This window comes from Streptomyces sp. NPDC001156 (genome assembly GCF_053598275.1).
This window is the reverse complement of sequence record NZ_JBSFJX010000394.1, coordinates 1-3851: the sequence shown is the minus strand read 5'-3', so window position 1 is coordinate 3851 and position 3851 is coordinate 1. Positions and strand designations below refer to the sequence as shown.

General features: G+C 69.9%; 4 protein-coding genes. 1 reads left to right on the top strand and 3 read right to left on the bottom strand.

Annotation, left to right across the window (positions count from 1 at the left end):
- On the bottom strand, nt 1-947 hold a 947-nt coding region (locus ACWDA7_RS51165), incomplete at its 3' end, for a hypothetical protein (protein ID WP_450614866.1).
- The gene (locus tag ACWDA7_RS51160) at nt 941-1234 is read right to left on the bottom strand and encodes a hypothetical protein (RefSeq protein ID WP_450614864.1); all 294 of its coding nucleotides are present in this window, start codon (nt 1232-1234) and stop codon (nt 941-943) included. The genes ACWDA7_RS51165 and ACWDA7_RS51160, both read right to left, overlap by 7 nt.
- Between ACWDA7_RS51160 and ACWDA7_RS51155 the strand changes: the two genes are divergently transcribed.
- Nucleotides 1233-1415, top strand: coding sequence for a hypothetical protein (locus tag ACWDA7_RS51155; RefSeq protein ID WP_450614863.1), 183 nt, complete (start codon nt 1233-1235; stop codon nt 1413-1415). The genes ACWDA7_RS51160 and ACWDA7_RS51155 overlap by 2 nt on opposite strands.
- A gap of 258 nt (nt 1416-1673) precedes the next feature.
- Here ACWDA7_RS51155 and ACWDA7_RS51150 read toward each other — a convergent pair whose 3' ends face one another.
- A complete protein-coding gene (locus ACWDA7_RS51150; protein ID WP_450614861.1) occupies nt 1674-3716 on the bottom strand; it encodes a pentapeptide repeat-containing protein in 2043 nt (680 codons plus the stop codon).
- Between the last annotated feature and the right edge of the window lie 135 nt (nt 3717-3851).

Below are 3851 nucleotides of genomic sequence, written 5' to 3'. Positions count from 1 at the left end.
CGTCGGGCTGGACGGCAGTAGGGCTCGGTCTCGTCTTCCCCGCCGATGCGGGGGCGCTCCTGCGAGGGGGTACGGCCCTCAATGCAGTACCTGTGCCTCGTGGACGTTGACGGTGAAGGCGCTTTCGCGTACCTCGGTGAGCTGTCCGGCATCGGCGGCGCCCCGGCGACCTGCCAGTCGACGGTCCACGTGGCCGTCGCCTTGCCGTGGAAGCGGCCGTCGACGGCACCAGAGACGGTCTTGTAGACGTGGCCGCAGTCCGGGGAGGTGGCCTTGCCCAGGGACGGCTCATACCGGGTGCCAGGCCCATGGCACACCACCGGATCCGTGTCATCGCCCATGTCCCAGGTGATGGTGGACACCTTGGCCGTGGCCGTCACCGTCACGCCGCCCGCCGTCGCCGTGGCGGTGTTCGGCCCGTACGTCGTCGGGGTCTGATCGACCCACATCCACATCGGCATGCCCACCACGTACGTGCCTGCCGGGCGGGGACTGGCTACCTTCGGCCCCACCAGCTTCATGGAATCCACCGCACGCTGCGCGACGACTTCCGGATCGATCGCGGGTCCGCCGGGCGCGGCGCTGTCCGCGATCCAGTCCCAGACCGTCAGGCCGCTTTCGCATCGGATCTCGTAGACCGCTCCGGTCTTCCCGGGCTGCGGATTGCGGTACATGAGGCTGTCCTTCGGCCGCTGCGGGCTCATCCTCGTGTAGGTGCACTTCGGGGCATTGGACTCCCCCGCCTGCGACGCGCCGGCCGAACCCTTGCCGCCGTGCGTGCCGCCCGTGCCCGGCGCGCTGCCGCCGTCCTGGGCGCACACCTGGACGTAGAGCGTCGCGCCTTCGCAGCCGGGTGCGCCGATGCCGGTACCGCCGCCGTCGGCATGGGCAACGGGCGCGAAACCGGCGGCCAGGACGGTCGCGGCCGCCACCGCACGTCTCAGCACGGCCGGCCACCCTGGGTGGTGATGTCGACCACCATCCACCGGCCGTCTGCCCACCGTTCTGCCTTGGCCGTGGCGAGGTACCGCTTCGGCTGGGCGGTCGGGAGCGGGATCACCTTCTTCGCCTTCACGTCGTATGCCTCGTACTTCGACAGATCGATGCAGTCCGACAGCGTCGCCTTCGGCGTCTTGGCCTCCATGTCGAGGCCGGTCACCTTCGGGTCGTGGCCGATCTCGCCCCGCACGACCGTCCCCGACCCCTTCAGCCGGTCGAGATCATTCCGGATCATGGCAAGCGCCTTGTACGTCGTGTACTTCTCCAGCGCCGTCCCCTTTGGCGGATGCCTGCTGGTACGCCTTCGCCTGCTCGGCCGTCATCCGGTCGTACGCGGCCAGCACGGCCGTTTTCTCTGCCGCGCCCGAGTCGGCCGCTGGAACTCCCCCACCCTCCCCGCCGCAGCGAGCGGCTGAGGCGTACGCCGGCGACTTCACCGTGCCGGGAGCTGCAGGCCTGGGAGGCGGCCCATGCGTGAGCAGCCCACCCCGGTCTACGTCGGCGCCCGCAACGGAAGCACCTTGCGCTCCGTCGCGGTCGGAGGTGCGGATCCGGTCCGGCAACGGTCGGCTGGTGAGGGGAAGCGACGAAATGTGCCTCCCGGGGTGACGGAAAGACGCCGCGGTCAACGGGGCGTGCTGTCGATGCCCTGGGTCAACGCCTGCGGTGGGAGGTTAGCGTTTCACCCGGCCGCGGATGGCGAGGATGGCGAGGCCGAGCAGGACCGGCTCGGCAAGGCGGGAGGCCATCTCGGTGTACGTGCCGGCGGTGGTCAGGTTCTGGCCAGAGGAGCGGAAGACCACCGAGTTGATGACCACCTGCAGGGACTTGTCGAACCGCTCGGTCGACAGACGCTTCCGGTATGGCCCGTCGGGGTTTACAGGATCGGATGTGTCGGTGGTCAGCGTGATGCTGTGGCCGGTGAGGGTGCCGGTGCTGTTCGGCTTCGGGTCCTCCTGCGGCAGGCCCCATAGCATCATCGCCAACACGGTGGCGGTCATGGCCGCCAGCAGCCAGCCCAGGGCGCGCGAGGCCCGCAGCCCGTAGCCGGACAGTGCCCAGTACGCGGTGAGCAGGCCCCGCTCGGCGCGGGGGGTGTCAGGATCGTGGCGGCGCATCTCCATCTCGCCGTAGTAGAAGTCGGCCGCGCCGGGTTCGTTCTTGCCATCCTCGAAGGCCTTGCGTAGCTGCCGGTACACCGGCGCCAGCGCGGCCGGCTCCAGCGCCCCGACCCGGTCCGGCGCGGGCGTCCAGCCATCCGCAGCGGCGTGGCGGGCGGCACGCCAGTGCTGCTCTTCGGCCAGCATCCGACGCGGCGTCCACCGCACTGGCCACACGCCGCGCCAACGCAGCCCGGAGGGAGGGCCGGGTAGGAGGCAGCGCCCCTCCAGCCGCAGCTGGTCGAGGTGGATGGTTCCGGCGAACCGGCAGTCGGTGAGGTCGACATCGGTGAGCACTAGGTGCGCCGCGTCCACCCCGCGCAGCGATAGGGCCCGCACGCGGGGATCACGCAGGCCAGGCTCGGACATCTCCTGGCCGAGCACGGCGAAGGGCCGGGATTGGGCGGTGACGCTCACCGGGTACTCCAAAACCGCGTCGCTCAGGTCTACGGCGGCATGCCGCAGCCGCAGCGCCGCGGTTGAGGCCCACCGCGTCCGCCAGCAGTGAAGGGCGGCCGTTGCGGCCTCGATGGTCACGACGGCCCCGAACACCGCCTCCGACAGAGTCAGCGTCCTTGCGCACACCAGCGGCCCCATCACCGCAGCACGCTCGAACGCCACCCCTAGAAACGAGACGTGTCCGCCGACCTTCACCCCGCGGAACCAAGCGACGTCGCTGAATTTCGCCCGGTCGAACACGGCATCGCCACCGACGTCCGCATGGTCGAACGAGACGTAGCCGCCGATCTCCGCCCCATAGAACCTGGCGTCTCCGCCGATCTCCGCCCTGTTGAACACGGCGCGGCCGCTCGCCTTCACCCGGTCAAATCTGGCGTCGCCGCCGATCCGTGCCCCGTCGAACATGGCGCGGCGGCTAATTTGCGCCCGGTCGAAGCTGGCGTCGCCGCCGATCTTTACCGCGCCGAACACGGCGCGGCCGCCGATCTTGGCCCGATCGAACGAGACGTAGCCGCCGATCTCCGCGTCATGGAACCTGGCGTCGCCGCCGATCTCCGCTCCGTCAAACCGGGCATCGCCGCTGATCTTCGCCTCGTCGAACCTGGCGTCGCCGCTGAACACTGCCACCTCGAACCGAGCGTTGCCCAGGTGGGGCCGGTTTGTGGCGGGGTCCGTGAGCGCGGCGAGGAGTTCGTTCAGCAGTTCCACGGTGAAGGGGGTGCCGCGGTGGTCGAGGTCGGCGCCCATCTGCAGGCCGACGAAGTAGGCGGAGCGGTCGGCGTCGGTAAGGTGGGCCAGACATGCGGTGTGCGGCTCGACGCTGCGACCATGGCAGCCAGCGCTGTCCGGTGTGGCGTCGTGCCCGCAGTGCGGCCAGGAGGGTGCCCCGGGGGTGGTCTCGACGGATGAGGTGGCGGTCATGTCTGTGGGACGCGGAGGGGCAAAGGGCCGGTTGCGGTGGGCATTCAGGCACCACCCGCTCGGCCACCCCATAGCGACCACACGGAACAAGACGCTCAGGCTGGCCAATCGTGGCACTTCGTCACCCACGCCATCGGAACGGCCAAGCATATTCAGCGCCTCACCACTGCCGGCCACCCTGTGGGGCTCGTAAAGTCATCGCTGCAGCTCAAGCCGTGTATCGGTACTCGTTGATGACCCCGCCGAGGACGCGGGTGCGCAGGGGCCTGCGGGACACGCGATCGTGCAATACCGCTGGCTGTTCCCGGGCTT

Coding starts and splice junctions, on each gene's coding strand:
- ACWDA7_RS51155 (WP_450614863.1), top strand. CDS start 1,233: ATGGCAAGCGCCTTGTACGTCGTGTACTTCTCCAGCGCCGTCCCCTTT.
- ACWDA7_RS51160 (WP_450614864.1), bottom strand. CDS start 1,234: ATGATCCGGAATGATCTCGACCGGCTGAAGGGGTCGGGGACGGTCGTG.